Consider the following 26,882-nt stretch of genomic DNA (forward strand, 5'->3'; position numbering starts at 1 on the left):
AAAAAATATGTATATAAATCTTCTGAATAATTTTAACACCCTTATATCGAAAAAAACTCCTTGCGATAAAAAATATCGCAAGGAAGCTTTTTTATATTCCTATACAGTTTCTGAGAGCTCTGCTGAAATAAGTGAACCGAGTAAAGTTGTAATAATAACTACACCAACTGTTAAAAATAACATCATGAATACCTCCCAATCATTTGAAGAGATTTAATTAATGACAGTGTAGCATCCATAAAATTATTTAACTGTGATTTTTCTCACACTACTAATTGTACATTGTGTCGATTATGTGTAATTTATCTTCATTCAGCAGTGGCCCAAAGGATGTCATGGATTTTGAAGAGGAGCTTTTCGGGCTCGAAAAATCCGGACACAATTATACTGGGGTGTAATTGATCTCCCTATTATGAGGCTACTCAGTCAATAAAATAACTTATATCATTTCAATCGCTTTTAAAACAATTTGTGTTGAATGTTTTGCAGCCACAGGTAAAAATTCATCGAAGCTAATATTGGATTCTTTCCCTGCGATATCTGATAAAGCACGGATTACCACAAATGGTGTCCCGAACTGATAGCATACTTGTGCAACAGCTGCTGCCTCCATTTCAACTGCCTTCATTTGAGGGAAATGATGACGTACGGCTTCTACACGTACAGGATCATTCATAAAAGCATCTCCTGAGCAAATTAAGCCTATACCAAATTGGTGCTCTCCAACTGCCTTTACAGCCTCTTCAGCCACTTTCATTAGCTTCTCATCTGATTTGTATGCTGCCGGCATGCCAGCCATCTGACCAATCTCATAGCCGAAAATTGTTACGTCCACATCATGATGACGAACCTCGTCTGAAATGACAACTGCTCCTACTTCAAGTGACTCATCATAGCCTCCAGCAGAGCCTGTATTAATGACTACATCTGGTTGGAATTCATGTAGGAGAATCGTAGTTGACATGGCAGCATTTACTTTACCAATGCCACTTTTTAATAACACAACCTCTTTGCCATCATAGATTCCTGTTGTATATTCACTACCTGCAATTGTTGTGCTTTTCCCATCTTCTAATGATGCTCGTAGTAGCTCTACTTCTTCTTCCATTGCGCCAATTACTGCAATTTTCATAGATTTGTTTCTTCCCTTCTTTATACTCTATTAAAAATAAACAAAAGAGTTATTTTCGTCAATAGGCGCCATTTAATGTATTTAACTGCTCGAGTTTTACTGGTAACCAGCCCTCTTGATCAATCCATTCCATACTAACCCTATACATCGCTGTTTTATCATTCGTTGACACAGTTGCTATAGCAGTGTTAGCGCTCCCGTTATTTTGAATACGCCAAATAATCATGTTGTCCTTTTCAATGCCTGTTGCAGCTGTAATTGTTGCCACCTTTTCTGCCCAGTCTACAGATTTAACATCGTATGAAGATACATGCTGACCTGTTTGTGTCGTAGGTGTAGGTTTCCAGTCTTTATTCGTCACAACCTTGTCTACAATCGGATTATCAGACGTAGTTTCCTGAGGTTTGTCCTGTTCAGATACTATTTCTTCTTCGATAGGTTCTTCCTTCGTAGGTTCGTTATCATCTGTGGTTGCATCCTTATTATCCTCTTTAGAAGGCGAAGGCTCTTCCTCAACCTGCTTACTATCATTCTTTTGCTCTTGTGTCGGCTCATCTTTCACGGCTTTTTCTGCATCATCTTGCCATTTAAACACATAGGTAGCTGTGATAATAATTAATACTACAACTATACCAATTAATACATTCAATAGTTTATCTAGCTTTTTATTATGAGATGGCTGCAAATGACGACTGCTTCGAGTTTGTCGTTCACTCATGAAATTCTCCCCCTCTCTAGCCAATATTTTATCAATTTCGACAGCACATGCAAAATATTTGTGTCTTTTTTTATTTTCCATATCCTCCAGAGTATAAAGTCTTTATAAATTAAAAGCAGTTAACTTTCTTCTGAGAAGAGGAGTTAACTGCTTGTACCAAAAATATAATTATTTTATAGAAAGAATCTTAACTTTCATTTCGCCGCCTGGTGTTTGTACAACAACCTCTTCACCTTTGGCACGGCCAAGTAAGCCTTTTGCGATTGGGGATTCATTAGAAATACGGAATTCCATTGGATCAGCTTCAGCTGAACCTACAATAGTATATGATTCCTCTTCAGTCGATGGTTTACCATTAATGATTTCTACAAATGTAACCGTTTTCCCAAGTGATACTACACTGTTGTCAGTTTCATCCTCAGAAATAATCACCGCGTTACGAATCATTGATTTTAATGTAGAAATGCGTCCTTCTAGAAAGGCTTGTTCTTCTTTTGCTGAATCATACTCAGCATTTTCTGAAAGATCTCCGAAATCACGGGCAATTTTAATACGTTCAACGATTTCCTTACGTGTTTCCGTTTCTAATTTCACTAATTCTTCTTCTAATTTTCGTTTACCCTCAGCAGTCATTGGGTATTGTTTTTCATTTGCCAAAGTCCTTCACTCCTTATTTCATCAATATAAAAACATAAAACTCGACTAAATGCCTATAATATGCATTTAGTCGAATTTTATTATTTTTAAACGTTTTCAAATTACGCTTTGACCTAATAGTATGCATGCTTTTCAGAAATATGCACCGATAAGCATGTAAATATTGTCAATACCACTCTATCTTATTACAATACGTTGTCGGTTTCAAGAATAGTTTTAATTTTCGTGACCATTAAATCAATGGCAACCTCATTATCCCCACCTTCTGGAATAATGATATCAGCATAACGTTTAGTTGGTTCAATAAATAGATTATGCATTGGACGAACGGCCGTTAAATATTGGTCGATGACAGAATCTGTTGTTCGTCCACGTTCCTTTATATCTCGCATGATACGACGGATAATTCGTAAATCAGAGTCCGTATCAACAAATAATTTTATGTCCATTAAATCACGTAAATCTGCGTCCTCTAGCACTAAAATACCTTCTAGTATAATAACATCTACAGGCTCTACATGAATAACCTCATTTGCCCTTGTATGCTGTACATAATCGTATACTGGCTTTTCGATAGATTGACGAGACAACAATTTTTTTATGTGTTTAATTAACAAATCATTATCGAATGCTAACGGATGATCATAGTTTGTACCTAAACGTTCCTCAAACGTTAAATGACTTTGATCCTTATAGTAAAAATCTTGTTCAATTACAACCACTGAATGATCTCGGAAAACATCATAAATAGCATTTGTCACACTCGTTTTACCTGAGCATGAGCCACCAGCGATTCCGATGACGACTGGACGCTTCGCTGCCATTAATTATTCTCCTTTCGCATCATGTTATGCGGTTTTAATGGTGTATCACATTTAAATTTAACAATTTGCAATGGATGACGGGCTGCATCTAAGCTATTACCGTCCTCATCCCATATTTCTCCCATTGTTAAACAGAAGTTTTCGATTTCAGGGCCGAAGAACTCTACTTCATCGCCTGGCTTAAAATAATTTCGTTGCTGCATTGTGACAATTTTTGTCTCTGGATCATGGTCTAAAATTAAACCAGCAAATTCATAGGTTGTTTTACGGCCATGAACACCAAACATTTGCTCCTCGAAGCCAGGTGCATCGTGGAAAAATGCTTCAGCCGTATCACGGTTGGCACATTTATCTAGCTCCTCTAGCCATTCACGTTTAATTTTAAAATTATCAGGATCTGCACAATAGGCATCAATTACTTTACGATACACGGAAACAACTGTCGCCACATAGTGAATGGATTTCATACGACCTTCCACTTTTAATGAATCAATGCCAAGTTCAATCATGTGAGGAATGGCCTCGATTAACTTTAAGTCTTTTGGACTCATAGCAAAGGGTGCATAATTGTCATCAAACAACGCTTTTTCTTGGCCATCTTCTAATTCATATAAATCGTAGTCCCAACGACAAGATTGACAGCAACCACCTCGGTTGGAGTCACGAGCTGTCATATGATTTGAAAGCACACAGCGACCAGAATAAGCGATACACATTGCCCCATGGACGAATGCCTCAATCTCAATATCAACCTTTTCCTTCATTAGCTGCATTTCCTCGCCGCCTACTTCACGGGCTAACACTACACGATGTAAGCCTTCCTCTTTCCAATACTGCACCGCTTTCCAGTTTGAAAGCGATTGCTGTGTGGAAAGGTGAATTTCAAGCTTTGGTGCGGCTGAGCGGCATGTTTCAATAATCAGAGGGTCCGCTACAATAATGCCTGTAACACCTGCAGATTCAATATCCTTTAAATACTGCTCTAAGCCATCCATATTTTCATTGTGGGCAAAAATATTAGTTGTAACATAGATTTTCGCACCGTATTTATTGGCGAATTCTACTCCCTCACGCATTTCCTCAATAGAAAAGTTATCTGCGTTTGAACGTAAACCAAACTCTTGACCGCCGATAAATACAGCGTCGGCCCCATAATGAACAGCAATTTTTAATTTCTCTAAGCTACCTGCTGGGGCAAGTAGCTCTGGTTTTTTTGTAATGACACGTTTACCGTCGACAATCTCACGAATTTTGTCATTTTGTGCTAACGCTAATGCCATGTTCTTGCCCCCTCTTAGTAAACTGTTTCCTTGAAGATAAAGCCTGTGTCTAATGGTCTGATAGCTGGCTGAATTTCTTCTATTTTTGCTAATAAATCATCTTTTATCTCTTCATAAGCTTCTTCTGATTCATCAAAATAAGTATCTATGGCTTTGCGGTAGGCTTCTGTCACTGTCACCACATATTCTGGTGTTTGCAGAACACCCTCAATTTTCAGAGCATCAATGCCACCCTCAAATAATTCGCCAAGCTCATCAATAACACACATATCATTTGGACTGAAAATATGCGTGCCATTTACATCTTCATAAATAGGATATTTATTATTACGCTCATCATCATGTAGGAACATATTACGATTTTCTTTACGATTTTCAATTTCCATAACTTTATCTTGATATAAGAAATAATGCCCAAGTAGTGGGCGCTTCGATTGGAACATACATGTCATGCCATGAACTTGTACTTCAATCTCTAATTCAGCATTCTCTTTTATTTCCAACACTTCATCTAACGAAAGTTCACGAGCAAGCACTGCACGAGTTGCGCCGCGTTTTCCCCAATAGTTTGCTGTAAACCAGTTTGTAGCAGTCGTCTCTGGGTTCCAATGTAAAGGAATTGTTACTCCTTGCTCACGACGAATAATTAATACGGCTGGGTCGCCAAAAATTAAACGATCCACACCGATACGTTGCATTTCTTTTAAATAGTCAGCAAGTGCATCTATCTTTTCATTATGGAAAAGTGCATTGACTGCAACATAGACCTTTTTACCTGCTGCATGAATAAGCTTTGTTGCTTCTTCCACTTCATCAACAGAGAATTCTCCTGCTAGACGTAGACCAAATTGTTGTTCACCAATTACAAAAGCATCTGCTCCAGCTTCTAAAAGTGCTTTTATATGCTCTAATGATTGTGGTGTCACAAGCAATTCTGGTTTTTTCATAGTAGTCACCTCTTCAAACATAGTAATAAACCATCACCGACTGGTAAAAACGCACTTGTATAATCAGGATGCTGCATTATCCAATCCGTGAAGTTTTTTAAATTGCGAATCATTGTACGTTTACGACGTGGGACATCCTTCAAATCTAAATCAGATAAACCATGCATGTACATATTATCGATATACAAGACTCCACCTGATTTCACAAGTGGGGCATATTTTTCAAAAAAGCGCTGATATTGTCCCTTTGCTGCATCGATAAAAACTGCATCGAATATTGTTTGAATAGCCTCATCGTCTACCTCTAAAGCGTCTCCTTCAATGACTGTAATCCGATCAGATACGGTTGAACGTTTAATATAAGCTTTAGCTCTTGTCACACGCTCTGGATCACGCTCTATTGTCACGATATTCACATTTGGCAAAGCCTCTGCCATTCTTAGTGCAGAATAACCGATAGCAGTACCAATTTCTAAAATTTTTGACGGATTTTGAATACGTAGCAGTTGATTCAGTGCATCGATACCTGCAAGCTGCATAATCGGTACATGATTCTCCTCCGCGAATGCTTCCATTTCTAAAAGCAGTCCATTACGTGGTTGAATAAATGATTGTATATATGCATCTGATAATTCCATTGTTAAATCCACCCTCATTTAAAAGGCAACAAGCCCTCACTTGTTGTCTGTACTTCATCATTCATTTACACCAAAAAGAAAAAGACCAAACGTGATGTCTTGGTACTTTGCCATACAAAAATGAGCAATTGTTTCTTTATGCTCAAAACAATTGCCACCACGTATATTATCCAGCATGAAAGTTCTGACCGTATGCGGATTTATCAAAAATCACAATTTATAATAGCACGAAAATAGAAGGAAAGCTATTTTTCTTTCCTTCTATCCATAGGAATACTATATACTTTTTCTATTTTGAGTCATTACTCTGGCTTACGTAAATATTTTTCCACCTTTTGCAAATGCTCATCATAGGTTTTAGAGAAGTGATTTACTCCCTCTTTATCTGCTAGGAAGTAGAGATAATCTGTGCTGCTTGGATTCAGTGCTGCTTCAATAGAAGACTTCCCTGCACCTGCAATTGGACCAGGTGGTAGACCTTTGTTTTTGTAAGTATTGTAAGCATTTTCTACCTCTAAATCTTCATATAGTACTCGATTTTTATGAGAGCCAAGTGCATATAAAACAGTTGGATCTGTCTGAAGTGGCATTCCCTGATCTAGACGATTATAAAACACACTGGCAATAGTTTCTCGATCTGTTTGGGCAGTAGCTTCTTCCTCAAGCAATGAAGCAAATGTTACTAATTGATGTACAGACATCTGTTTTTCTGCAAGTAAATCACTGTAATTCTTCACAACCTTATCCATTGCCCCAATCATTTCTTCTACGATTGATTCCAATGATGGCTTTTCTTCAAAATAAGAATAAGTAGCAGGGAAAAGATAGCCCTCTAAATCATAGCGAATATTATCAGCTAAAACTGCATCTGTCACAAGCTCGGGATAGTTAGCCATCATCTTTTGAACAAATGCATCACTTGTTACTAAATCCATAAATTCCTTTTGTGTATATGGCGTTTTCTTCTCCACAATATTACCAATTTGTTCAAGTGTTAGGCCTTCAGGAATTGTCATCGTAAAGACTGGCTTACGATATACCTTTCCTGTTTTTAAGCTTTCGATTAGCTCATCTAACGTCATTGCCTTTGTTAAATCATAAGTTCCTGCCTGGAACTGAGATTCATTTTTAAACTTTGCGTAGTATTTAAATACACGAGCATCTTTAATAACGCCTTTTTTCTCTAATAAGGTAGAAATTGAGCTTAAACTTGAGCCAATTGGTACTTCAACAGCAATTGTTTTCGTTGAATCTGGATCTACTGGTTTGAGGGCACTTTTTACATAATTGTAGCCAAGGAAACCAACAATCACTAATAGTAGAACAAAAACAATAGCTATAATAGCAACGATTTTTCTCACGATTTTTACCTCAGATTTTCTTTCTTGCATTTTTGAAAACATTTCTTGTTTTTTTGAACCGTTATCCACGGGTTTCCCCCCTATCACTATCCAATATCATACTAGAAATCAACTTTCACGACAAACAGAAATCGATAATTCAGTAGAAATGGCACACACAAAAAAATCTGCCAACTATTTTTGCTGGCAGATAATTTCTATCTAAGTCTTTTACTGTTCATACTATAATTGAAAAGTTTCTCGCTTCTTATCGATCAATAACCCTATCGCAAGTTGAGTAATAACCACATCATCTGCTGGAGGATTAAAGCGGCTACATTGAACATCTCTAAATAGGCGTTGGATTTTGTTTTCCTTCGATAAACTTCGTCCTCCTACAACCTGCATGGCTTTTGTTACAATATCGATGGCATTATTGCAAATAACATACTTGGCAATACTAACAGACTCCGATAGTTGCTCCTTAAGAGCTGGATTTTGTTCAACCTGCGCTGCAATACTATACAAAGTTCTTCGTGCAGTTTGGTAAAGTACTTCTATTTCACCGATTTTTTGTTGCACATGACTCGCATGAGCGATAGTATTTTCTAAGCTATGTGAATACGTATTTTTCGCAAAATCAATGGCATAATCTCTTGCTGCACCTGCCACCCCTAAGTAAACAGCTGGAATTTCTAATGAATAGACACGACCATCAGCTAAGAAGCGATTAACCTCATTTTGGCGATGTCTGTATAGCAATGCTTCCTCTGGTACAAACGTATCATGAAAAATAATATCATGACTGCCGGTCGCCCTCATGCCCATCGCATCCCATGTTTCAACAATCTCTACCTGTTCATTTTTGGTAATGAGAAACTCTGCTGTTAAATTTTCTTCTTCTACATAGGCAATAATGGTGAATTGTTTTAAAATCGGTGCTAAGGAAGCAAATGCCTTTTCACCAGTAATGCGATATCCTCCTGGCACTTTTTTAGCAATTGTACCAGGTAAACTTCCTCGAGAAATATTCCCCTTTCCACGTTCACTGTTAATAATATTTAGTAGAGAGCCTTCTTCTACAGCTTTTCGGCTTAATTCTGCAAATATAGGCTCTGGCCATGTTTTCGCCTCACGAACATTCAAAAACGTTAATAAATGCCAGCCAACTGACAATGCAGTAGAAGCATCCCCTCTAGCTAATTGTTCCTGTACTAATAACATTTCGTAGAGAGAAATTTCTTCTCCACCATATTTTTTTGGCACTGTTAATCGAAAATAACCTGCCTCCTCTAAAATTTGAAAGTGCTCAAACGGAAATTCACCACTTTCGTCATATCGAATTGCTGTCTTCTCAATTTTCTTGGCTAAATTTTGAGCATACTGAACGAGTTTTTGCTCTCGTTCATTTCGAATAAAAATATCAATCATCCTTGTGTCACCTTACTTTGAGCAAAACGATTCAGCGGCTTTTTCAAACCTAAATGCTCTCTTAATGTTGTGCCTGTATAATCTTTACGATAAATGCCTCGTACTTGTAGAATTGGTACTACCTTGTCAACAAAATCCTCTAAATCTCGTGGTAATAATGGAAACTGTAGCATAAAGCCATCTGCTGCTCGCTCTGTAACCCAACGCTCCATCTCATCTGCAATTTGTGTCGGTGTTCCGACAAAAGCATCACGCTTTGCAGGTCCAAATAGGCGTGCATATAAATCACCAACCTTTAAATTCTCTTTCTTAATTATCTCTAAGTGCTCATAAAAGTGACTTTGAATACTATTGACTTCTGGAAATTCCACTTCGATAGCAGGTGTATCGAGTGAGTACTTTGAAAAGTCAACATTCCCCATATACCCAGAAACAAATTTTAAGCTTTCGTAAGGGTCAATCAATGACTGTAACTCATTAAATTTACGAATTGCCTCCTCTTCTGTATCACCCACAATGGGGGAAATACCCTGTAAAACGAGAAGCTCCTCTTCTGTACGGCCAAATGGAGCAAGCTGTGCCTTTAATTGACGATAGTGTTCTTTTGATTTTTCAATATTATCCCAATGGACAAATACAACTTCTGCTGTACGTGCAGCTAATTGTTGGCCTGGTTTAGATGCACCAGCCTCCACAATTACAGGCTGCCCCTGTACAGAACGAGCAATATTTAACGGACCTTTGACAGATAAATAGTTGCCCTTAAATGATGTTTCATGCACTTTATGACGATCATAAAAAATATTATTATCTCGATCATAGAGAAAAGCATCATCCTCCCATGAATCCCATAATGACCGAACAACATCGATAAATTCTTCTGCACGTTCATAGCGGTGATCGTGCTCCCAATGTTTATCACGGCTGAAATTTAAAGCCGTTTCCCCTGTAGCATCTGCTGTTGTCACTAAATTCCAAGCTACTCTTCCATTACTTATATGATCAATAGACATCAATTGTCTTGCTAGTACATATGGCTCACTGTATGTAGTTGAAGCTGTTGCACCAAGTCCAATTTTAGTGGTTGCTGCAGCTAAAGCCGTTATTTGAATGAGTGGATCAAAGCGATTTAAAATATGTGGATGTGATTCATGATTAATGGCTAAACTGTCTGCCACGAAAGCTATATCAAACTTTCCTTTTTCCGCAATCTGAGCTGTTTTTTGTAATGCCTTAATGTCGATGCTTGCATTTGCTTGTGCAGATGGGTGCTTCCATGCAGCAACATGCATACCCGCTCCAATTAAATATAGGGCTAGCTTTATTTCTCTTTTCTTAGTCATTGTTAAACACCCTTTCTAATATGAATAGAAATCGTTCCATGTTGCTAATTCATCCAGTGGCATTTTCACAGGAATATAGTTTCCGTTTGATATTTCTTTAATAAACTTAGCTGTTTCATCACGCTGATAAATTGCCACTATTTTTTTCAATGTTTCATTATTTTTGTCTTCTGCCTTTGCCACGATAACATTAATAAATGGCTTAGCTGTTTCACTCTCATGAATGATGGCATCTTTCAATAATAGACCAGCCTCTACAGCCACACCATTGTTAATAACGGCAAAATCAGCATCCTCCATTACCCTTGGCGTTGTCGCACCATCAACAGGCAAAATTGTTACTTTTTTTGGATTATCTTTAATTCGATCCTCCCCACCATTACCATCAAAATTGTCCGTTACTGTTAGTAGTCCATGCTCCTGAAGTAGTAGTAAAGCTCTTCCCCAGTTGGAAGGATCATTTGGTACTGCGATTTTTGCACCGTCTTTTAGTTCATCTAGCGATTTAAATTTATTAGAATATAAGCCAATTGGGGCCATTATTGTTGTGCCAATGGCCTGTAAATCCGAGTTATTGTTTGTATTAAATAAATTTAAATAGGCAACATGTTGAAAAGCATTAATATCTACTTCTCCTTCTGCCAGCGCTTGGTTTGGGTCATATTGAGCAGAGAATGTTACTAAATCGAGGTTAATACCTTCCTTGCTAGCCTGTTCCTTGATATACTCCCATGTTTTCAATTCTGAGCTACGAATACCAACCTTCACAGTATCCTTTTCATCTGCAGCTGCACATGCCACGAGTAAAAATAGCAATATAAAAAGTCCTAATAAATAGTTAAGTTTTTTCATGTTCACATTCTCCCTTAAGACACCCTACGTATTTTTCGTTCAAGACTATTGCCGATGCTTTGAATAATCTGTACAAGGACAACTAAAATTATCACTGTTACCAAAATCGTCGCATTATCAAAACGTTGATAGCCGTAAGTAATGGCAACATCACCTAAACCACCTCCCCCCACAGCTCCTGCCATGGCTGTCGCACCAATAAGCCCTATCGTTGCAGTCGTGACACTTAGAATTAAAGATGGAAAAGCTTCAGGTAATAGAAACTTTCGTATAATTTGAAACGGGGAGGCTCCCATTGCTTTAGCTGCTTCAATAATGCCCTCATCCACCTCTAATAATGAATTTTCTATTAATCTTGATATATAAGGCCCAATATGCAAAACTAGTGGCACGATGGCAGCTGTCGTTCCAATTGCCGTTCCAACAAGTAACCGTGTAAACGGTATAATTGCAACAAGTAAAATAATGAACGGAATGGAGCGCAGTGTATTAACAATTGGATTAACAATCGAGAAGATTAATTTATTTTCAAGAATATGCCCTTTTCTCGTTACGACTAAGACTACTCCTAAAAGAAAGCCCAAAATGGCCCCAAAGAACAACGAAATGCTAACCATGTACAGCGTATCTAGAACCGCTTCGATAATAATTTGTGTGCTCACTTTCATGTGCAACTACCTCCTCTATTTGAATATTTTTAGCCTGAATAAATAGAAATGCTTTTTGTATTTCCTTGTCAGAACCAACAAGCTCTACGATTAAATGACCGAATGGAATTCCTTGTAATTCTGTGATACTGCCAAATAATACATTGACATCTACAGCAAATTTTTTCGCTACCTGTGAGACAATTGGCTGTCCAATATCTACTCCAATGAATTTTAAATTGTAAATTTTTTTAGAGGTATCTATGCTTTTTAATTGCTCATAAACAGAAGGTGGTATTTCATCTCGAACAACCGACTGGACAAAATTTTTGGTTGTCTCCTCTCTTGGTGTAGAAAAAATTTCAAGCACATTACCTGTCTCAATAATTCTTCCGTTTTCCATGACAGCCACACGATGACAAATATCTCGAATAACTTCCATTTCATGCGTAATCATCAAAATCGTAATACCGTACTCAATATTAACCTTCTTTAGTAACGCTAAAATCGATTTGGTTGTTTGTGGATCTAGAGCAGAAGTTGCTTCATCACATAAGAGAATCGTCGGTTTGGTAACAAGTGCTCTAGCGATGCCGACTCGTTGTTTTTGCCCGCCTGATAGTTCGTCAATATAGCGATCAGCTTTGTCAGTTAAACCAACAAACGCTAATACCTCTTTTACTTGACCCTCCAAGTTTGATTTTTTTACTCCACTTATAATTAAAGGCATTGCCACATTTTCGAATACAGTTTTAGAATGAAGAAGATTAAAATGTTGAAAAATCATGCCGATATTTTTCTTCTCCTCTCGAAGCTGCTTTTTAGTAAGCGTAGTTAACTCTTTCCCATTCACAAGCACTCGTCCAGACGTTGGCTCCTCCAGTAAATTTACTGTTCGAATTAAGGTACTTTTACCAGCACCACTAAAGCCAATAACACCAAAAATATTTCCTTTCTGAATTGATAAATTGATATGATTTAGGGCCGTCACTGTTGATGCTCCTACCTGAAATTCCTTTGTTGTTTCAATAAATTCAATCATGCAGTCTACCTCCTTAACATGTATGTTGTTTACTAAGCTTTAAAATGCGGGAACAACAGCACCTTTGTACTGATCTTCAAAGAAAGAACGTGCCTTTTCACTTGTTAACCACTTAACGACTGTTTGGATAGCTGGATCATCCTTGCTTTCCTTTGTCGAGGCAATAATATTGACATAGGGCGAATCAGAACCTTCTATAATCAATGCATCCTCCATTGGATTATAGCCACCTTCTAAGGCGTAATTCGTATTAATAGCAGATGCGTCTACATCATCTAATGACCGAACAAGTAATGGAGAATCTACACCGATAAATTGAATATTTTTCTCATTTTTCGTAATATCCTCAACTGTATAATCACCCGTCTTCGCTTTATCTAATTCAATCAAGCCATTATTTTGAAATAGCAGTAACGCTCGAGAGAAATTAACAACATCATTTGGTACAGCCACCTTTGCATTTTGTGGCAAATCATTTATTTTTTTTAGTTTTTTCGAATACACACCAAATGGCTCAATATGAATCCCTTTTACACTGACTAAAGCTAAATGACTTTCTTTATTCGTTTGCTTTAAAAACGGAACATGTTGAAAATAATTAAAATCCAACTCACCATCTGCTGTTTGTTGGTTCGTTTGCACAGCATCTTTTATAATGGAAATGTCTAGTTTCACTCCATCCTTTTCAATATCTTTTGCTAAATACTCTAATACCTCCGCATGAGGAACATTGGCAGCACCCACTTTTAATGTGACAATCTCCTCTTTACCTTCCTCTCCTTTGCTCGTGCAGCCAGCAAGCAAGCCTATTATCAATGCTCCAATTAGCAATTTCCAACCTTTTCTCATACCATTACCTCCTTAATTAATCAATTTACTTGGTTTAATGTAAAACAAATCTTATCTATTTACTAAGAATTGGTCAATACCTCCTTTACTGTATTTGTCCAAAAATTCAGAAAATAAATCTTTGAAAAAGCATTTTTTTCTCGTAAAATCACCAAATTCAATCGAAAGTACAAAAATTCCATTTGCAGATAGAATCCTTTTTAACTATAGATAGAAAATTTCTATTATTTAAATATCAATTTCGCCTTGGCGTAATTGTAGCTGCCGCTTTGCTTTCGCTACAGAAAACATTTGTTGCTGTCGCTTCGCTTTCGCACAGATAAATTGCCACAGGACGTGGCGTTCCGCTATTTCAGTAGGTGTTTGGATACCTACTGAAAAGGAACCAAAACCGCATTCATCTAACCGCCTGTAGAGGTAGGAGTCTTCTGCTGAATGAAGATAAAAAAACTCTGAGTGGCTCACAACCACTCAGAGTTTTTACAATTCATTCAAAATATCTTCAACAAATGTCCATTCCTCATTAGTTTCAATTGGTAATAATTCTTCTATTGAACCGTCATTACCAGATAAATATTGCGCCGCAAAAATATCTCGTTCCTCAATAGGTTCGTCCGTTACAGGTACATATAAAACATAGGACTTTCTAAATTGTTCGGATGAAAATGTATGAATAACCTCACAGACTTGATCTATTCCATCCTCATCCGTAACGGTAATTAACTGTGGCTCCTCCTGAAATTCGTCCAGAAGTGTTAGCACGACCTCATTAATCATTTCCCATTCTGCCTCAGTTTCAACAGGCATTAAATTGGTCATTTCTCCGTTGTTATCATCGTACTCAAATGTCATAGCAGAAATATCCCCTGGAATTTCATTACCCACTTCGTCAATTAACGAAAATAGTACATATGATTTTTCCTCTGCATCAAAGGTAAAAACGACCCTGCATTTTTGTTCCTTGCCATCTTCACCAATAATCATAAATTCTTGTGTTTCTTCATTCATTCAAATTCCTCCTTTTTGTTTTTTTGAGAGATAGGGGTCATTCAGTTGTATGGTAAAGTTAGGCTTGTTGGTAATATTCCTTTCGATCACGTTTAAATCACTGTTGAGTGACTCCTTACTCTTACAACCGATTTGTCACTTCTAACGGTTTAAGCGGCTCCTCACTCTCTTCCTTTCACAGCTATATTGACGTCCCATATTTTTGACCACTTTCACCAACTGTATTAGGCCGAATTCCCGCAATTTTTGATCACTATTACTCCATATTGAGCATTCGCCTGCATATCCCAATAAAAAAGGAACAAGGACTGCAAGTTGCGCTCCTTGTTCCAAGCTTAAGAAAGAAGATTAGTCTTCGTATTCATCCTCTAAAGCATTTAAAACATCCTCTACCATATCCCACTCTGCTTCTGTTTCGATTGGTGTTAACTCGCCGTCTTCACCATTTTCAGAAGGAACGAATGAAGAAACGAAAATTTCTACAGAACCATCCTCATCTTCTTCTGCTCCTACCATTGAGTAAAATACGTAGGATTTGCCAAATTCAGGCGATTCATGAACATGAATCACTTCACAAAGCTGTTCATTCCCGTTCTCGTCAATCACTGTAATGTGTTGTACGTGTAATTCTTCTTCATGGTTGTGCTCGTGTGCCATGTGCTTGTCACCTCATCAATTAATTTTTGCTATCCAAATAGCCTTGTAAGATCATCACAGCAGCCATTTTATCAATGACTTGCTTCCGTTTTTTGCGACTAACATCTGCATCAATTAGCATACGCTCAGCAGCCATTGTCGTTAAACGTTCATCCCAAAGCTTTACTGGCAGTGAAAAGGTCTCCTCTAAAAGCTTTTTATAGTTTTCAGATGCCTCTCCACGTGGTCCCACCGTATTATTCATGTTTTTCGGATAACCTACAACAAATTCTGTTATAGCATACTCCTTTACTAGCTCGGCTATTCGTTCAACACCAAATTCACCGTTTGCTTCATCAATTTTCACGGTTTCAATACCTTGGGCCGTCCACCCTAAAGCATCGCTTATTGCCACGCCCACAGTTTTTGACCCAACGTCTAATCCCATAATTCTCATTTCTAGTCCTCGTTATTCTTTTTAATATAAAATTTAACAAGCTCTTCTAGAATTTCGTCACGCTCAAGCTTGCGAATTAAATTACGAGCATCCTGATGGCGAGGAATATACGCCGGATCACCAGAAAGTAAATAACCGACAATCTGATTGATAGGATTATATCCCTTTTCCTCTAATGAAGAATGAACTTTCAACATTACCTGCTTGACTTCCTGTTCCATTGATTCTTCTGGAAAATTAAATTTCATCGTTTGATCAAATGAACTCATGACCAGCACCTCGCTTTCAGAAATAAGGAGATGTGCAAAAAGCTCATCTCCAATTTCTCTTTATTATAACCGATTTGGCGTATTAATTAAATGGATTTAATATAATCATACACAGAAAGTAGTGCTTCATCAAGTTTTGATGCATCTTTTGCACCTGCCATCGCCATATCCGGACGACCGCCACCTTTACCACCACATGCCTCTGCTACCATTTTTACGATATTTCCAGCATGATAATTGCCGCCCACTAAATCTTTTGTGACGCCGGCACATAGCATTACTTTCTCGCCATCAACAGCTCCTAAAACGACAATAGCTTTATTCATTTTCACTTTTAAATCATCCATCATTTGACGCAATTGATTGTTATCTTTCGCTTCTACTCTAGTAGAAAGGACTGTTACATCACCAATTGTTTGAGCTGCATCTACAATTGCTCCTGCTTGTGCATTCGCAATTTTTTGTGATAGTGCTTCATTATCACGTTGTAATTCTTTGTAGTCTGCTTGAAGTGCCTGTACTTTTGTCACAATATCTTTCGGATTTGCTTTTAATAGGGCTGCAGCATCGTTTAATAAAGCTTCCTCTTCTTTAACTGCTTCATATGCCACTTTTCCTGTTACAGCCTCTATACGACGCGTACCTGCACCGATCCCACCTTCTGAGACAATTTTGAAGAAACCTATTTCAGAAGAGCGTTTTACATGTAAACCACCACAAAGCTCAATAGAGTAATCCCCAATAGAAACTACACGGACAATATCGCCATACTTCTCACCGAATAATGCCATAGCCCCCATTGCCTTCGCTTCATCGATGCCTTTTTCTTCAATCACAACCTCTATATCATCCCACACTTTTTCATTTACAATACGTTCAATTTGCTGTAACTCCTCTTTTGTCACTTGACCAAAGTGTGAGAAGTCAAAGCGTAAGCGATCAGGACCTACATATGAACCAGCTTGGTTAACATGATCGCCTAGCACATCTTTTAATGCACGTTGCATAATATGTGTAGCTGTATGATTTTTAATAATTAAATTTCGATCATCACGATTAACAACTGCTTGCACAGTATCTTCTACATGCATTTCACCAGATTCAACTACCACTGTATGGAGCGGCTGACCATTTGGTGCTTTTTGAACATCTTTGACAACAGCAGTAAAGCTATCATTTGAAATGATACCGCTATCTGCAATTTGTCCGCCCATCTCAGCATAGAATGGTGTTTTTGCTAAAATTACTAGCGCTTCTTGACCTTCAGAGGCAACCTTCGCTACTTGTCCATTGACAATCATCGCTGCAATTTCTGTGTCTGTCGTTAAAGTATCATAGCCTACAAATTCGCTGGCAACCGTTAAATTTGCGAGAACTTCATTTTGCACTTGCATGGAGTCTACATCTTGACGAGCTGCACGGGCACGCTCACGTTGCTCTTCCATTGCTATCTCGAAGCCTTCATGATCTACCTTCATGCCTACTTCTTCTGCATATTCTTCTGTTAATTCAATTGGGAAACCATAAGTATCATATAATCGGAAAGCATCTGCCCCTGGAATATAAACATGTCCTGCTGCTTTTTGTGATTCAACGACCTCATTAAAGATAGCTAAACCACCGTCTAATGTTTCATGGAAGCGAATTTCTTCATTTTTAATGACACGTTGGATAAATTCACTTTTTTCCGTTACCTCTGGATAGAAGTCCTCCATTATTTTGCCAGCAGTTGGTACCAATTCAAACATAAATGGTTTTTCAATACCTATTTGTTTTGCATAGCGAACAGCACGACGTAATAGACGACGTAATACATAACCACGACCTTCATTTGAAGGAAGTGCGCCATCACCAATCGCAAAAGCTACTGTACGGATGTGGTCTGCAATTACTTTGAATGGTGTATTAATATCCTCTTCTGAACCGAAGATTTCATTTAAATCTACTTCACTAGGACGCTTATACTTACGGTTAGCAAACTCCTCAATTTTTTCAATAATTGGCATGAATAAATCAGTATCAAAGTTAGTTGGAACATTTTGAACAACTGACACAATACGCTCAAGACCCATACCTGTATCAATATTTTGCTTTGGCAGCGGCGTATACGTACCATCTGGATTATGGTTGAATTGTGAGAACACTAAGTTCCAAATTTCAAGGTAGCGTTCATTTTCTCCACCTGGATACATTTCTGGATCACTATCATTAGAGCCGTATTCTTCTCCACGGTCATAAAAAATCTCTGAGTTTGGACCAGAAGGACCTTCTCCAATATCCCAGAAGTTCCCCTCTAATCGGATTAAACGTTCTTCAGGGATTCCAATTTCGTTATGCCAAACATCATAGGCTTCTTGGTCTTCAGGATGAATAGTAATAGATAAAAGCTCTGGATCAAAGCCCATCCACTTTTTATCTGTTAAGAACTCCCAAGCATAATGAATCGCTTCTTTTTTGAAGTAATCTCCAATAGAGAAGTTACCAAGCATTTCGAAAAACGTATGGTGACGTGCTGTTTTACCTACGTTTTCAATGTCATTTGTACGAATCGATTTTTGCGCATTTGTGATACGTGGATTTTCTGGAATAACACGTCCATCAAAATATGGTTTAAGAGTAGCAACACCAGAGTTAATCCAAAGTAAGGATGGGTCATTAATGGGTACTAGTGGAGCTGATGGCTCATGATGATGACCTTTCTCTTTAAAGAATTCCAAATACATACGGCGAATATCTGCTGCTTTCATAGGATAAATTCCTCCTCATTAATTTTGTTAAGTTTACGATATGAATCCGCAAATAAGCATAAAAAAGCCCTCATCCCAATAAGGGACGAGGACTTGTTAGTTGTCTCGCGGTACCACCCTAGTTGTAAGTAAAAAATACTTACCTCTTTAGCACTTGTAACGTAAGTGAACGGCAGAGATTAACTGCACTCTGGAGTAGCTTTCGGTATCTGCCATGTGAGGATTTTTTCAGCCAAGAAATCCCTTTCTGAACACCCACAAATACGTACTTGTTCCATCATCGTTTTTACTATTTTCTATCGAGCATTATAAAAAAAATATTTTGTTCTGTCAATTGGCACTAGTATGACTAAGCATCATTAGGCAATCATTTTTTTGAAGTATGCCCACATTCCCCAAGTAAATACAACTAAAAATACACTAATTGTAATCGTTGTAATTGGTGAATCCGGATATGGCAATGGAACATTCATGCCAAAAAAGCTTGTAATGACTGATAATGGCAGCATAATTGTTGATATTACAGTAAGCAGATTAAGCTTTTCAATTGATTTGCCACTAATAATTGAAAAATAAGTATCTAAGGTACTGTTTACTAAATCTCTATAGGTTTCTGTCGATTCAACAATTCGTTCAAGATGGTCATTTAAATCTTTATAGAATGGAATATTTTCCTCACGAATTTCAAATTTCCACTGACCATTACTATTTGAAAAAATTCTTTTTTGTGGCATAATTGCCTGTCGAATGAATATAATAGTTCGCTTAAGCGCAAGAAACTCCTCTGTAACTATTTTCGGCTGATAATCATATATTTCCTCTTCAAGCTCATCTATACGCGCTCTAATCCGTTCTAAAACTGGGAAATATTCATCAGTAATGCCGTCAATAAGTGTATGCAAAAGAAAATCAGTGCCTTTATCTAAATACTTTGTACTGTTTAAGCAAATATTTTCGATGTGACCTAGCCATTTAAGCTTTTGCTTATGAACCGTTACAACATAATTAGGACCCATAAAAATATTTAATTCTACTGTAGTTATTTCATTGCTACTTTTTTCATTATAGATCGGGGCATGAAAAACAAAAAATTTATAGTCGCCATAATGATCCATTTTAGGGCGAGAACCTTCGTTTAAGCAATCCTCTACCGCTAATGGATGGAAGCCAAAAATTTCCGCGATATCATTTAATTCATTGTAGCTATATGCATATAAGTCAACCCATAATAAATCCTCGGCATGGAGGCCATGTTTAAATTCTTTCAAATTAAAATCATGTTCTACTACGTTGCTTCTTTTTTTAAAATAATGGATTTTAATCATTGTTTTTCACCTCATGTTTTATTATTTAAGGAGAACAAACAGGCATAACCCTATTGTTGTTTCGGCGATAAGAAATCGACGATCCTTAATTGTTTATTTCTTCCTAACATTTGCTTACCCGGCTCAGGACTACTATCCATTTCTCATCACCTTCCTTAAATAACAAAAACACGCCTTCGACGAATGAAGGCGTGTTGAATACACATATCAAAAAAACAGCACAGTAAAGTACAGTACTTTGCTTTCTTACCTTCAAACGTTGAGTTTTAGCACTATGCGGCATAGGAAATTTACTCCAGCTACGTTAAAAAACACCTTATTTCGATGATTTCTGTTGACCCATTGGCGTCTCTCGACATTTTTGGGTAGTAGCGTATCTCCAGCATAGGAGCCTCACCTAACGAAGGGATTGTTATTTTTTTATTCCTGTAAATCATAATGCATAATGAAACAACTGTCAAACTGAAAAAGCACTGGATCAGTTTTAGGAACAATCATATTTTTAAAAAGTTTTCCACCCTTCCAATGTATTGTTCTCGATTATAGGTTTGATAAAGTACAGATGCTAGGCGGACTGGGTCACCAAAGAAGTAACGCTCGTAAAGTGTTTGCCTTGTGCCAAAGCTACTCATTGTTAAATCCCAAGCTAAACGGAATTTTTTAACCCGTTCTTTGCCTCCATCTTTAAAAGACTGTAAATAGTGTTCTAGGTCCCCATCATCTGCTACAAATGCTTTTTCACTTGGAATAGACATTAATCCACTCGCACCAAGTAATTGGATGATTTCAGTAAAAGTCGAATACACTTTAGGGAAAACATGGATGGCAACTTGCAATGTTGGATGATCTGGTCTCATAAAGCCAAAAGCATCCCTTGTTGCCTCAATTTCTGACTTTAACAATAAAGCCTTCATTGTTTCTAGTGGTACAATAATATCTACGACCTTTTGCTGCACATGCTGGTAGTCTCCGATATTTATCGTATCTACAATTGATTGTACAACGCCCAAAATAAATTCTGTTTTAGCTATTTGGCGTGACAGCACCTGATGTAAACCATAGGCCTGAAAGCCACTGATATTCATAAAGGTATTGGCAACTTCTAAATTTTCATAATAAAAGACGCGCTCCCATGGCACAATCACATCATCAAATACAACAATTGCATCCATTTCCTCAAAGCGGCTGCTTAATGGATAATCAAACGTTGATTCACCACCTACAAAGGTCTGTCTACATAAAAACTTTAAGCCTTTAGTATTACTAGGAATCGAAAATGCAAAGCCTTTTCCTTCGTCATAACCGTTGGTTGAAATCACAAGAAGCTCATCGGTAATTCCTCCCTGAGTAGCGAGTAATCTTGCCCCTTTAATGATTAACCCTTCACTTGTTTTAGCAACAATTTTAGCAGCAATAGTGAGTTCCTCATTCTCAAAATAAAACTTCTTTCGATTAACTTGCGGCTCTATAAAGGTATGGGTCATCGTTAAATCATTTTCGCGAGCATGCTCATAAAATCTCAGTAAATGCTCAGGGAAACAATTTGGTTTATCTTTTAAATAATCAGCAGCTGACGCAAGTGCCATTAATGTCGTATTCATATAATCTGGACTTCTTCCCATAAGGCCATGAGTCGATAATGCCCATTCTCTTGCGGCAAGACGTCTTTTTACAAGATCCTCGACTGTCAATACCTGTAGAAAAGACATCCCAACACGATGGTCACTGGTCGGTGATAGATAGGTCATCGTGTCAAGTAACGCCTGCTCATTTTGCAGATCAAAGAGTCTTGCCTGACTCTGCATAACTCCCTTAAATGCTGGATGCTCCGACACCTTCCCTGTTACAATTTCACCATCAATAGAAATATACGTTTGCAACGCATCAATACGTTCAATATATTGCTGTCCTGTAATTGCTGGCATGCAGTCACCCCCAAATATTCCAATTTTTTATACTCATTTAGTATATGGAATTTCCCAGTTTTAGGTTCCAAGATTCCCAACTGTATTATATCAATCCATCAATACAGGGAAACTGTACCACTTTTTTGAAACAAAAAGAAATTTGCATATATTGCTGATTTTTCAGTTATTTTAGATAAAATCGATTACAATAAGCGATTTTTAAACAAGTTCAATTTACTGTCACATTCATAAAAAAGTCTGTTTTAACTAGTACAGAGTTTCTAGATTTTTACTTCACGCAGGTGTAAGATAACCTCGTAAACAAAAACAAAAAACATCTTTTTCAAAGGAGAATATAGATGAACCATAAAATCATTGCCTATGTCGAAGAATTAGAATCTGCCTTAATGAATCAAATGGAGGATCATAACGAAGAAAATCTTTTATTTTCTATTGCTTCTAATTTAATTGCTCAAGATAGAGCTCAATATAAAAATGTTTGCCAGGCTTATGAAGTTGTAAAACATCATATCGTAGGTATTCATTAATCACCCTTTAAAGCAAAGTGAAAAGCGCGAGCAATTAATGCTCGCGCTTTTTAGATTGGTCAAGTTCTTTTATTTAGCATATGGTAGGACCATTTTTTGGAACTGCTCAAATGTAGTTTTCTGATCACTATACAGTCGTTTAATTTGATACACATCATCATACGGCTTATTATAGCCAGGTTGTGTTGAAAACGCCATGACAAACCCTGCTTCTTTTACTGCATAAATTGTATTCGACGTATATTGTCCAAATGGATAGGCAAATGCTTTTGCTTCAGGGATAAGCGTTAAGCTTTGTTTTAAATCCTGCACTACTTCATGGTATGGGATTAGTAGCATCTTCCCTTTATTTCCTATTAAGTCATGTAGGTTGTAAGTATGGGAGCCATAGGAAAAGACATCTTGCATATTTTCAATATCCTGCCGTGAAAGTGCCTGTAGGTCGTCATAATTAAACATTTGCTCAGCTGCTGAACTTTCATTGCGTGATGTAATTAAAAACTGAGTAGCTTTGAAGCCGTTCTTTTGAAGAACTGAATAAGCATATTCACGTGTTGAAAGCAAGCCATCATCAAAGGTTAAGACAATGGAATAAGCTGGTAATGTAATTTCATTGCGCATAAAACGCAATAGTTCATCCGTAGTAATTGTTTCATAGTTTTTAGTTTTTAAAAACTGCATTTCTCTTGTAAATTGTACATCCGTCATCGTTGTGCTGACATTTTTAAAGCGGCCCAGCTCATGTTCCTTTAAAAAATGATGATACATCATAACAGGAACACCACGATCAAGCGCTACTTTTGAGCTATGGATATACCCCTCACGTCCCCCAATAACTGTTACATACCAGCTGCCCTCTTTTCGTAAAATCGGGTAACGACGGTTTGTATCTAGCTTTGCAAAAGGAGTTAATGTTTTATTGGTACAGTCATAAACCTCACTGTTTGCAGAAATCGGGATGAAATACTCATTTTTTACAGCATGGTCCTTCCCAATATTTTTATAAGAAGGTGTATTCATTAATTTTAATTTATTTTTTTCTGCATAAAGATAGGTTTGCCCCCATCGAACCTTTACATATGTTTCATCTGATGCATCGACAACCTCAAGCTGTTGCCCCTTCAGTAATAGGGCAATAGTCATTGGATTGTCTCGACGTAGGTCATAGAGAGTGACATTTTCTAAAGCCTGCATATAACCATTTTGCTTACTAGGAGGAGGTGGGGGCGGGGTAGGCTTTACAACAGGTTTTGTGTTATTTGGAGTAGTAGTCTCCTGCCCTTTTTCTTCTTCAACAAAATTACTATGTACAAATCCTAACCGTCCATTCACTGCTATGCCATACCAATCCCCCATTTTACTATAAATAGGAAAACGAACTCCCTCTGAAAGGGTTGCAAATTGTACAAGCTTATTACCGCTATTATCAAAAATTGGTGCAACGCGTGTTGGAACAATATAATCCTTTATCGTTGCTAGCGTTGGGACTTTGTTTTTATAGGTTGTTGCTGATACAACTGTTGTATAACGCTTATCAACATACCCATAGTAACCTGCCCAACGTATTTGCCACCAATTAGCCCCATAATCTTTAGTTACTTCAAAGGTTTGTCCAGCTGATAATGTGCCCACCTGCACGAGTGAGCCTGAACGATTATCAAAGACGGTTGCTTCTTCATTCACTTGGATAATCATAGTATTTGCATATACTTTTCCAGCAAAAGGTAGGATCATCATGAATAGAAGCAATAATACTATGCGTTTCACTTTCTTCACCTCAAAATATTTTAATCCTCTTTTTAGTCATCTAAAAAATCGTACGGTGAAACCCCGTCCATTCCAATCATTGGATGGATCAGCGGTTCTGTTTCAACCGTTAACTTTACATCTTTTATCGGCTCTTCATCTATTTCCACTGATACGGCTTCTTTTTCTGTTATTTCCTCTGCAATATCCATTGGATTAAGTCTTGCACGTAAAGAAGTAAAGCGCTGTAGATCATCTGTACGCTGTAAGCCATCAGCGAGCACTTCTGGCTCGCCACATAAAATCAGAAAGTTTTTCGCACGGGTTATACCAGTATATAGCAGATTACGACGCAGCATTTTAGAATAACCTCGAACTACTGGCATAATTACTGTCTGAAATTCCGAGCCCTGTGATTTATGAATGGAACAACAATAGGCGAGTGTCAATTGATTGAGGTCACTGCGCTGATAGGTTACTTCAATGCCGTCAAATGAAACGACAAGTAAATCCTGTTTCTCGATAGTTTCCTTCGCTTTGATAATACTGATGACTTCACCCATATCTCCATTAAAAACATTGCTTTCTGGCTGATTGACAAGCTGTAATACTTTATCCTTTATACGATAGGTTACATCACCAAAGACAAGCTCTTTTCTAGTACCAGTATCGTTTGGATTTATAAGCTCTTGGATCATTTTATTCAGGTTATCAATACCTGCTGGTCCCTTGTACATTGGTGCTAACACCTGAATATTGCGTATTTCTTGTCCTTTCGCAACTGCACTCTTTACAACCTGTGTAACAACACTTGCTACTTGATCTGAGGAGGCTTTAATAAAAGAGCGGTCAGACGTTTTTACCGATAAATCATTTGGGATTGTACCGCGTTTAATTTGATGGGCAAGTTCAATAATAGTTGAGCCCTCAGCCTGTCTATACACTTCAGTTAATTCAACAGTTGGAATTTGATGCGAGGCCAATAAATCCTTTAACACCTGTCCAGGTCCTACTGGAGGAAGCTGATCCTGATCACCCACAAATACAACCTGAACTTCCTCATGTAAAGCTTTCAATAATTGATGAGCAAGCCAAGTATCCACCATCGACATTTCATCAACAATGATGAGCTTTCCTGTAACCTCACGCTCTGTTTCCTCTTCCTTTTCCTGTCCAGTAAATCCTAATAATCGATGAATGGTCATTGCAGGAAGTTCTGTTGATTCTGATAAACGCTTAGCTGCACGGCCTGTAGGAGCGCATAAAATAATGGGAAAGGGTTCTTCTTTTTGCGCATATTCCTTTGGATTTAATGATAAACCATGAAGCTTTGCATAGACTTCCACTATTCCTCGTACAACCGTTGTTTTACCAGTACCTGGACCACCTGTTAAAATCATAGCAGCTGAGTTTAAGGCTTGTTCAATAGCATTGGCCTGTGTTTCGGCATAGGTCACATGGAGTAAGTCCTCTGTTTCTCCAATCGCTTTCCGAATTTCGTCCCTACTAAAATGCTCAGCTTTCTTATTCCGTTCAATTAATGACACTATTTTAGAGGCGATTCCTACTTCTGAAAAATAAAGAGACGGTAAATACAGCCTTGTTTCTTCCCCACAAATTTTACTTTCCTCACGCAATTCAATACAGGCCTTTGATATTGCCTCAAATGGTATTTCCTCTCGTTGGCTTTGCTCAAGCATATCTTTTACTAAGGGCAAAACTTGCTCAGCATCTAAAAACACATGCCCTTCTGATAAAGCTGCTGCATTTAGAATATGTAAAATAGCGGCCTTAATACGGTCTGGATGATTACCAGTAATCCCTAATTTTGCACCTAGCTCATCTGCACGAACGAATCCCACACCCTCGACATCTTCAATGAGACGATATGGATTTTCTGTAAGAAGCTCAATGGCATCAGTGCGATATGTTTGGTAAATTTTCATACCGAGCTGAGGTCCAAATCCCCATTCATTTAGCTGGATCATTACTCGCTCAAGACCAAGATTTTGTTCGATTGTACGGTGGATAACCTCTTTTTTTTCGGCTGATAGACGAGGGACACTATCAAGCACATTTGGGTCCTCCAAAATTAGACGTAGAGCATTGGCTCCAAGTTTCTCTACAATTGTTTCAGCCGTTTTTTTTCCGATACCAACAAATAAATCACTTGATAGGTAATGAATGATTCCTTGCTCTGTCGCTGGTACCTCTTTGGTAAACGTCTCAATTTGAAATTGTACACCGTATTTTGGATGCTGTCTCAATAAACCTGTAAAACGATATTGTTCATCCATTTGTAATGGCGGAAAATAGCCGACAACAATGATTTCTTTATCTTCATATTGTAAATTGGTCTCTTGAATTTTCACTCGAACAATCGAATACATATTTTGAGCATTATGAAAGATAGAGACGATTGGACGTCCGAGTATAAAAAATTTATTTAGTTCAAATAAATCAAGATTCTCAGCCATTGACAATTCGTCCTTTCATGTGCGATTCAATCTTTTTATTTTACCACAATATAGTGCTAATA

The 26,882-nt window shown here is 37.7% G+C and carries 25 protein-coding genes, 1 riboswitch and 1 other annotated feature; of the genes, 1 reads left to right on the forward strand and 24 read right to left on the reverse strand.

All coding sequences use genetic code 11. The features are described from left to right. Window positions 1-439 precede the first annotated feature (439 nt). The 22 genes from mtnN to hpaB all read right to left on the reverse strand — a co-directional run bounded on the left by mtnN (window position 440) and on the right by hpaB (window position 22,067). Window positions 440-1,132, reverse strand: coding sequence for a 5'-methylthioadenosine/S-adenosylhomocysteine nucleosidase (mtnN, locus tag QNH24_RS17675; RefSeq protein WP_283868839.1), 693 nt, complete (start codon window positions 1,130-1,132; stop codon window positions 440-442). A 58-nt stretch (window positions 1,133-1,190) separates the two neighbouring features. Continuing rightward, entirely contained in the window at window positions 1,191-1,850 is a 660-nt protein-coding gene (locus QNH24_RS17680; RefSeq protein ID WP_283868840.1) for a YrrS family protein, read from the reverse strand. Between the two features lie 168 nt (window positions 1,851-2,018). Next, complete coding sequence (greA, locus tag QNH24_RS17685) at window positions 2,019-2,507, reverse strand: transcription elongation factor GreA (RefSeq protein WP_283868841.1); 489 nt, start codon at window positions 2,505-2,507, stop codon at window positions 2,019-2,021. A 185-nt stretch (window positions 2,508-2,692) separates the two neighbouring features. Next, window positions 2,693-3,331 (reverse strand): uridine kinase, encoded by a 639-nt coding sequence (gene udk / locus QNH24_RS17690; RefSeq protein ID WP_283868842.1) that lies wholly within the window; start codon window positions 3,329-3,331, stop codon window positions 2,693-2,695. Continuing rightward, complete coding sequence (locus tag QNH24_RS17695; protein WP_283868843.1) at window positions 3,331-4,611, reverse strand: peptidase U32 family protein; 1,281 nt, start codon at window positions 4,609-4,611, stop codon at window positions 3,331-3,333. The genes udk and QNH24_RS17695 overlap by 1 nt, the downstream gene beginning before the upstream one ends. A gap of 14 nt (window positions 4,612-4,625) precedes the next feature. Then, window positions 4,626-5,558, reverse strand: a complete 933-nt coding sequence (locus QNH24_RS17700; RefSeq protein ID WP_283868844.1) for a peptidase U32 family protein — start codon at window positions 5,556-5,558, stop codon at window positions 4,626-4,628. 5 nt (window positions 5,559-5,563) lie between these two features. After that, a complete protein-coding gene (locus QNH24_RS17705; protein WP_283868845.1) occupies window positions 5,564-6,196 on the reverse strand; it encodes an O-methyltransferase in 633 nt (210 codons plus the stop codon). 302 nt (window positions 6,197-6,498) lie between these two features. Continuing rightward, window positions 6,499-7,626, reverse strand: coding sequence for an endolytic transglycosylase MltG (mltG, locus tag QNH24_RS17710; RefSeq protein ID WP_283868846.1), 1,128 nt, complete (start codon window positions 7,624-7,626; stop codon window positions 6,499-6,501). 153 nt (window positions 7,627-7,779) lie between these two features. Then, window positions 7,780-8,967, reverse strand: a complete 1,188-nt coding sequence (locus tag QNH24_RS17715) for an acyl-CoA dehydrogenase family protein (RefSeq protein WP_283868847.1) — start codon at window positions 8,965-8,967, stop codon at window positions 7,780-7,782. Then, entirely contained in the window at window positions 8,964-10,310 is a 1,347-nt protein-coding gene (locus tag QNH24_RS17720; protein WP_283868848.1) for an LLM class flavin-dependent oxidoreductase, read from the reverse strand. The genes QNH24_RS17715 and QNH24_RS17720 overlap by 4 nt, the downstream gene beginning before the upstream one ends. Window positions 10,311-10,325: 15 nt before the next feature. Beyond that, the gene (locus QNH24_RS17725) at window positions 10,326-11,162 is read right to left on the reverse strand and encodes a MetQ/NlpA family ABC transporter substrate-binding protein (protein ID WP_283868849.1); all 837 of its coding nucleotides are present in this window, start codon (window positions 11,160-11,162) and stop codon (window positions 10,326-10,328) included. A gap of 14 nt (window positions 11,163-11,176) precedes the next feature. Further along, the gene (locus tag QNH24_RS17730) at window positions 11,177-11,830 is read right to left on the reverse strand and encodes a methionine ABC transporter permease (RefSeq protein WP_054771078.1); all 654 of its coding nucleotides are present in this window, start codon (window positions 11,828-11,830) and stop codon (window positions 11,177-11,179) included. Then, a complete protein-coding gene (locus tag QNH24_RS17735; RefSeq protein WP_283868850.1) occupies window positions 11,772-12,851 on the reverse strand; it encodes a methionine ABC transporter ATP-binding protein in 1,080 nt (359 codons plus the stop codon). The genes QNH24_RS17730 and QNH24_RS17735 overlap by 59 nt, the downstream gene beginning before the upstream one ends. Window positions 12,852-12,890: 39 nt before the next feature. Beyond that, a complete protein-coding gene (locus QNH24_RS17740) occupies window positions 12,891-13,700 on the reverse strand; it encodes a MetQ/NlpA family ABC transporter substrate-binding protein (RefSeq protein WP_283868851.1) in 810 nt (269 codons plus the stop codon). 228 nt (window positions 13,701-13,928) lie between these two features. Further along, window positions 13,929-14,165 (reverse strand): hypothetical protein, encoded by a 237-nt coding sequence (locus QNH24_RS17745; protein WP_283868852.1) that lies wholly within the window; start codon window positions 14,163-14,165, stop codon window positions 13,929-13,931. Between the two features lie 15 nt (window positions 14,166-14,180). Next, the gene (locus QNH24_RS17750; RefSeq protein ID WP_283868853.1) at window positions 14,181-14,708 is read right to left on the reverse strand and encodes a DUF1292 domain-containing protein; all 528 of its coding nucleotides are present in this window, start codon (window positions 14,706-14,708) and stop codon (window positions 14,181-14,183) included. 348 nt (window positions 14,709-15,056) lie between these two features. Beyond that, on the reverse strand, window positions 15,057-15,365 hold the full coding sequence (locus QNH24_RS17755) for a DUF1292 domain-containing protein (RefSeq protein WP_016994165.1): 309 nt from the start codon (window positions 15,363-15,365) through the stop codon (window positions 15,057-15,059). Between the two features lie 19 nt (window positions 15,366-15,384). Continuing rightward, a complete protein-coding gene (gene ruvX, locus QNH24_RS17760) occupies window positions 15,385-15,801 on the reverse strand; it encodes a Holliday junction resolvase RuvX (protein ID WP_283868854.1) in 417 nt (138 codons plus the stop codon). A 2-nt stretch (window positions 15,802-15,803) separates the two neighbouring features. After that, the gene (locus tag QNH24_RS17765; RefSeq protein WP_004226839.1) at window positions 15,804-16,070 is read right to left on the reverse strand and encodes an IreB family regulatory phosphoprotein; all 267 of its coding nucleotides are present in this window, start codon (window positions 16,068-16,070) and stop codon (window positions 15,804-15,806) included. A gap of 86 nt (window positions 16,071-16,156) precedes the next feature. Then, entirely contained in the window at window positions 16,157-18,817 is a 2,661-nt protein-coding gene (gene alaS, locus QNH24_RS17770; protein WP_283868855.1) for an alanine--tRNA ligase, read from the reverse strand. Window positions 18,818-18,895: 78 nt separating this feature from the next. Beyond that, window positions 18,896-19,107, reverse strand: a binding site (T-box leader). A gap of 69 nt (window positions 19,108-19,176) precedes the next feature. Further along, window positions 19,177-20,142, reverse strand: a complete 966-nt coding sequence (locus QNH24_RS17775) for a magnesium transporter CorA family protein (RefSeq protein WP_283868856.1) — start codon at window positions 20,140-20,142, stop codon at window positions 19,177-19,179. Window positions 20,143-20,386: 244 nt separating this feature from the next. Next, window positions 20,387-20,554: riboswitch (M-box (ykoK) riboswitch) on the reverse strand. An 82-nt stretch (window positions 20,555-20,636) separates the two neighbouring features. Beyond that, window positions 20,637-22,067 carry a 4-hydroxyphenylacetate 3-monooxygenase, oxygenase component gene (hpaB, locus tag QNH24_RS17780; RefSeq protein WP_283868857.1) on the reverse strand — a complete coding sequence of 477 codons (1,431 nt, stop codon included), beginning with the start codon at window positions 22,065-22,067 and terminating at the stop codon, window positions 20,637-20,639. Window positions 22,068-22,408: 341 nt separating this feature from the next. Here hpaB and QNH24_RS17785 point away from each other — a divergent pair, with 341 nt between their 5' ends. Next, window positions 22,409-22,597 carry a hypothetical protein gene (locus QNH24_RS17785; protein WP_054771076.1) on the forward strand — a complete coding sequence of 63 codons (189 nt, stop codon included), beginning with the start codon at window positions 22,409-22,411 and terminating at the stop codon, window positions 22,595-22,597. Window positions 22,598-22,666: 69 nt separating this feature from the next. Here QNH24_RS17785 and QNH24_RS17790 read toward each other — a convergent pair whose 3' ends face one another. Together QNH24_RS17790 and recD2 are read right to left on the reverse strand one after the other, a co-directional pair. Further along, a complete protein-coding gene (locus tag QNH24_RS17790) occupies window positions 22,667-24,364 on the reverse strand; it encodes a polysaccharide deacetylase family protein (protein WP_283868858.1) in 1,698 nt (565 codons plus the stop codon). A gap of 32 nt (window positions 24,365-24,396) precedes the next feature. Then, window positions 24,397-26,820, reverse strand: coding sequence for an SF1B family DNA helicase RecD2 (recD2, locus tag QNH24_RS17795; RefSeq protein WP_283868859.1), 2,424 nt, complete (start codon window positions 26,818-26,820; stop codon window positions 24,397-24,399). Between the last annotated feature and the right edge of the window lie 62 nt (window positions 26,821-26,882).

Origin of the sequence: Lysinibacillus pakistanensis (genome assembly GCF_030123245.1) — a bacterium.
In the GTDB taxonomy this organism is placed as follows: Bacteria; Bacillota; Bacilli; order Bacillales_A; family Planococcaceae; genus Lysinibacillus; species Lysinibacillus pakistanensis.

Excerpts from the sequence above, each read along its gene's own strand:
- mtnN (WP_283868839.1), bottom strand. The coding sequence starts at position 1,132 with ATGAAAATTGCAGTAATTGGCGCAATGGAAGAAGAAGTAGAGCTACTA.
- QNH24_RS17680 (WP_283868840.1), bottom strand. The coding sequence starts at position 1,850 with ATGAGTGAACGACAAACTCGAAGCAGTCGTCATTTGCAGCCATCTCAT.
- udk (WP_283868842.1), bottom strand. The coding sequence starts at position 3,331 with ATGGCAGCGAAGCGTCCAGTCGTCATCGGAATCGCTGGTGGCTCATGC.
- QNH24_RS17695 (WP_283868843.1), bottom strand. The coding sequence starts at position 4,611 with ATGGCATTAGCGTTAGCACAAAATGACAAAATTCGTGAGATTGTCGAC.
- QNH24_RS17700 (WP_283868844.1), bottom strand. The coding sequence starts at position 5,558 with ATGAAAAAACCAGAATTGCTTGTGACACCACAATCATTAGAGCATATA.
- QNH24_RS17705 (WP_283868845.1), bottom strand. The coding sequence starts at position 6,196 with ATGGAATTATCAGATGCATATATACAATCATTTATTCAACCACGTAAT.
- QNH24_RS17715 (WP_283868847.1), bottom strand. The coding sequence starts at position 8,967 with ATGATTGATATTTTTATTCGAAATGAACGAGAGCAAAAACTCGTTCAG.
- QNH24_RS17720 (WP_283868848.1), bottom strand. The coding sequence starts at position 10,310 with ATGACTAAGAAAAGAGAAATAAAGCTAGCCCTATATTTAATTGGAGCG.
- QNH24_RS17725 (WP_283868849.1), bottom strand. The coding sequence starts at position 11,162 with ATGAAAAAACTTAACTATTTATTAGGACTTTTTATATTGCTATTTTTA.
- QNH24_RS17730 (WP_054771078.1), bottom strand. The coding sequence starts at position 11,830 with ATGAAAGTGAGCACACAAATTATTATCGAAGCGGTTCTAGATACGCTG.
- QNH24_RS17735 (WP_283868850.1), bottom strand. The coding sequence starts at position 12,851 with ATGATTGAATTTATTGAAACAACAAAGGAATTTCAGGTAGGAGCATCA.
- QNH24_RS17740 (WP_283868851.1), bottom strand. The coding sequence starts at position 13,700 with ATGAGAAAAGGTTGGAAATTGCTAATTGGAGCATTGATAATAGGCTTG.
- QNH24_RS17750 (WP_283868853.1), bottom strand. The coding sequence starts at position 14,708 with ATGAATGAAGAAACACAAGAATTTATGATTATTGGTGAAGATGGCAAG.
- QNH24_RS17755 (WP_016994165.1), bottom strand. The coding sequence starts at position 15,365 with ATGGCACACGAGCACAACCATGAAGAAGAATTACACGTACAACACATT.
- ruvX (WP_283868854.1), bottom strand. The coding sequence starts at position 15,801 with ATGAGAATTATGGGATTAGACGTTGGGTCAAAAACTGTGGGCGTGGCA.
- QNH24_RS17765 (WP_004226839.1), bottom strand. The coding sequence starts at position 16,070 with ATGAGTTCATTTGATCAAACGATGAAATTTAATTTTCCAGAAGAATCA.
- alaS (WP_283868855.1), bottom strand. The coding sequence starts at position 18,817 with ATGAAAGCAGCAGATATTCGCCGTATGTATTTGGAATTCTTTAAAGAG.
- QNH24_RS17775 (WP_283868856.1), bottom strand. The coding sequence starts at position 20,142 with ATGATTAAAATCCATTATTTTAAAAAAAGAAGCAACGTAGTAGAACAT.
- hpaB (WP_283868857.1), bottom strand. The coding sequence starts at position 22,067 with ATGCCAGCAATTACAGGACAGCAATATATTGAACGTATTGATGCGTTG.
- QNH24_RS17785 (WP_054771076.1), top strand. The coding sequence starts at position 22,409 with ATGAACCATAAAATCATTGCCTATGTCGAAGAATTAGAATCTGCCTTA.
- recD2 (WP_283868859.1), bottom strand. The coding sequence starts at position 26,820 with ATGGCTGAGAATCTTGATTTATTTGAACTAAATAAATTTTTTATACTC.